Origin of the sequence: Anaerovibrio sp. (genome assembly GCF_024697385.1) — a bacterium.
In the GTDB taxonomy this organism is placed as follows: Bacteria; Bacillota; Negativicutes; order Selenomonadales; family Selenomonadaceae; genus Anaerovibrio.
In genome coordinates, this window is record NZ_JAILFV010000064.1 from 1 (window position 1) to 2,916 (window position 2,916).

4 protein-coding genes are annotated in these 2,916 nt (G+C 45.2%); all 4 read left to right on the forward strand.

Going from position 1 to position 2,916, the window contains the following annotated elements; genetic code table 11:
* On the forward strand, nt 1–1,022 hold a 1,022-nt coding region (locus K6C05_RS03095), incomplete at its 5' end, for a hypothetical protein (protein WP_296731096.1).
* A 268-nt stretch (nt 1,023–1,290) separates the two neighbouring features.
* Nucleotides 1,291–2,220 (forward strand): reverse transcriptase domain-containing protein, encoded by a 930-nt coding sequence (locus K6C05_RS03100; RefSeq protein ID WP_296731098.1) that lies wholly within the window; start codon nt 1,291–1,293, stop codon nt 2,218–2,220.
* 52 nt (nt 2,221–2,272) lie between these two features.
* Nucleotides 2,273–2,575 carry a hypothetical protein gene (locus K6C05_RS03105; RefSeq protein WP_296731101.1) on the forward strand — a complete coding sequence of 101 codons (303 nt, stop codon included), beginning with the start codon at nt 2,273–2,275 and terminating at the stop codon, nt 2,573–2,575.
* 12 nt (nt 2,576–2,587) lie between these two features.
* Nucleotides 2,588–2,893 (forward strand): hypothetical protein, encoded by a 306-nt coding sequence (locus K6C05_RS03110; RefSeq protein ID WP_296731103.1) that lies wholly within the window; start codon nt 2,588–2,590, stop codon nt 2,891–2,893.
* Nucleotides 2,894–2,916 lie beyond the last annotated feature (23 nt).

Genomic DNA, 2,916 nt, shown 5'->3' on the forward strand with positions numbered 1-2,916 from the left:
ACTACAAATGCACAACAGCCGGCACCAGCTCCACATTAACTCCAGAGTGGCCAACTACCGAGGGGGATACTTATCAGGATGGTAATGTTGTATGGCAGGCGATTATTGACCACACACAGGCAAGCACCCGTCCTGGTCAGGACTTCTATATTTATGCTGGCATAAGAGATGGTGCATTGACATTTGTTGTGAGCACCAGCTCCACAGTACCCTATGGCTTCACTGCTGAGACCAGCCGCAAGGTTGGCGGATTCCATTGCCTGTGCGCTGATGTTGGTACTATTGAAGGTCATACTCTTTCCGGCTGGCTTGCTGGTGAGATTTTGCCAGCCTCTGTCTGGGATATCGAGCATCGACCTAAATCCGAGCCTGAGGGCATGGTATATGTTGATGGTCTTGATATGTGGTTTGATATCTATCTCAACAGCTGGACTGGTACCACTGCAGACAAAACACTGAAAGCTGTTTCTAAGTTTGGGGCTGTTACCGGAGACGGTGCATCCACAGAGAAATTCCATCCATTGAAGTGGGAGCAAACACTGGGAGAACAGAAGAAGCGGCTTCCATGGGTAAGAGAGTTCAGAGTGTTCTCTGTTGGCTCCAACCAGTCCACCAATATTGCAGGCAGTACCGATGCAAATACAGCTGGTGGCCATCAGGATACAGCTAATCGGCGCATGATATCTAACTATGGCATTGAGGATTGCTGTGGCTTCCTGTGGCAGTGGTGCGCTGATGTTGGCTCTGCATCCACCAGCGGTTCTTATGGCAATGGCTTTGATGCTAACGATCGGGCCGATGTCAAAGGCCAGATTTATGGTGCCGAGTATCGCCCTCTCGTTGGCGGCAACTGGGGTAACGGTGCGGTCTGCGGGTCGCGTGCGGCGGATTGGACTAACTCTTCGTTGGGCTTGTCTGCGGGTTACGGGGCGCGCGGTGCGTCTGAGCCGGTGGGGCGCAATGCGGAAAGTGAAAAACTCCCTGCCCGCAAGGGCAGGGCCAAATCGGTTATAGCTATTTAACATAGATAACTGGGCTGTATGTTATCGCCCTATTGTCGGCGGCAACTGGAGTAACAGTGCGGTCTGCGGTTCGCGTGCAGCGAATTGGAATAACAGCTCGCTGAACTTGAATGCGAACAACGGGGCGCGCAGTGCGTCTGATACGTGGGATAATTAGAGGTGTCTGAGCTAACCCACGGCTGAACATACAGTCCATGGTCTTTTACCAAAACATGAAAAGGGAGATGGTGGCGGCTAGTAGTAGATGCGAAAGTCGTCACCTATTATTATGAAGCGTAAAGGAAATTTATATGCGAGGATTATTGATAGGCAAAATTTAGAGCTTGCATTTGACAAGGCCAAGAAGGGCAAAACATGGCAGAGAACGGTCAAGAATGCGGAAAAGCATCGGGAGGAGCTTCTGGATAAGCTGGAGGAAATGCTTAAAAAACATGAGTATAAAACCTCACCATACCATACTAAGACCATATATGAACCCAAGAAAAGAGTCATATATATACTGCCATTTTTCCCGGACAGAATTGTTCAACATGCCATAATGAATATTATTGAGCCATTATGGGATAACCTGATGTACTATCATAGCTATGCTTGCCGGAAAAAGAAGGGCCAGCATAAAGGTAGCACAAAGTGCATGGAATATATTCATAAGAAACCCTATTGTCTTAAGTGTGACATTAGTAAATTTTATCCATCCGTCAATCACAAGATTCTGTATAAAATCATCAAAAGAAAGATAAAGTGTAAATATACTCTGGCTATGCTACTGGAAATTATCGAGTCCATTCCGGGTGAAACCAATGTGCCTATTGGAAACTATCTCAGTCAATGGATGGGTAACATATATCTCAATGAGCTTGATACTTATGTAAAGCATATACTGGGGATTAAGCATTATATCCGGTATTGCGATGATTTTGTTTTATTTGGCACCAAGCAGGAGCTATCCGCTGTTATTCCAAAGGTGCAGGATTTCGTAAACAACCGGCTTCAAATGAAGCTCAGTAAATGCGACCTGTTCCCGGTAACACGCGGGATAGACTTCTTAGGGTACCGGCACTTTCCTGACAATTATGTATTGCTCAGAAAGACTACAGCTAAAAGAGTCAAAAGGCGCATCAGCGGTTTACTGTGGAAGGTTAAGCATGGCAAAGTAAAGAAAGCCACAGCCCTTGGCTCCATAGAATCAACAAAGTGATGGATAAGGTGGGCTAATACACATAACCTCGCAATATCCTTGGAGATAGAGAATGTTAGGAGTGAAATTGAAAAGGTTTAGTGATTTTGCGGAAGAGCAAACCCTGGATGGTGACAAGGTAAAGCTGGATGATATTCTTGGCAAGGAGATTATTGTAACCGGATTCAATGTTAATAAGAGCAAATATCACAATAATAGTGGTAATTGTCTTAAATTACAGTTTGAGCACGACGGTACCAAGCACGTTCTGTTTACTGGTAGTAATGTACTGATAAACCAGATCGAGAGATACCAGTCAGAAATACCCTTCATATCCACAATTATCAAAGTCGACAAATTTTATACATTCAGTTAGGAGATGAAAGACATGAAAGGATTCCCCAAGCATCTTAATTCTAAGCAGGATTATTTCTACATCCGGGAAAAGTTCCCATCAAGTATGTGGAAACCTGCCTGGCAGGCCCTCCTCGACGGTGAAAAGAACTGGTTTTGCACTGGCAAATTGGAGAGTAAAGAGGATGGAGTAAAGAACCGTACACACAAGGTAGTTGAGGTAACCAACCACGACGGTGAAACTGAGTATTACCAGTATGAACAGCAGACAGATCCAAACTGCGAGATGCTTCGTCTTGGCTTTACTAAAGCGGAGGTCAAGGCAGCATTAAATGAATGACCTAAGTATTCAGAAAGAAATGA

Bases quoted from the DNA above. Each gene is read 5' to 3' on its own strand.
- K6C05_RS03100 (WP_296731098.1), top strand. From the start codon at position 1,291: ATGAAGCGTAAAGGAAATTTATATGCGAGGATTATTGATAGGCAAAAT.
- K6C05_RS03105 (WP_296731101.1), top strand. From the start codon at position 2,273: ATGTTAGGAGTGAAATTGAAAAGGTTTAGTGATTTTGCGGAAGAGCAA.
- K6C05_RS03110 (WP_296731103.1), top strand. From the start codon at position 2,588: ATGAAAGGATTCCCCAAGCATCTTAATTCTAAGCAGGATTATTTCTAC.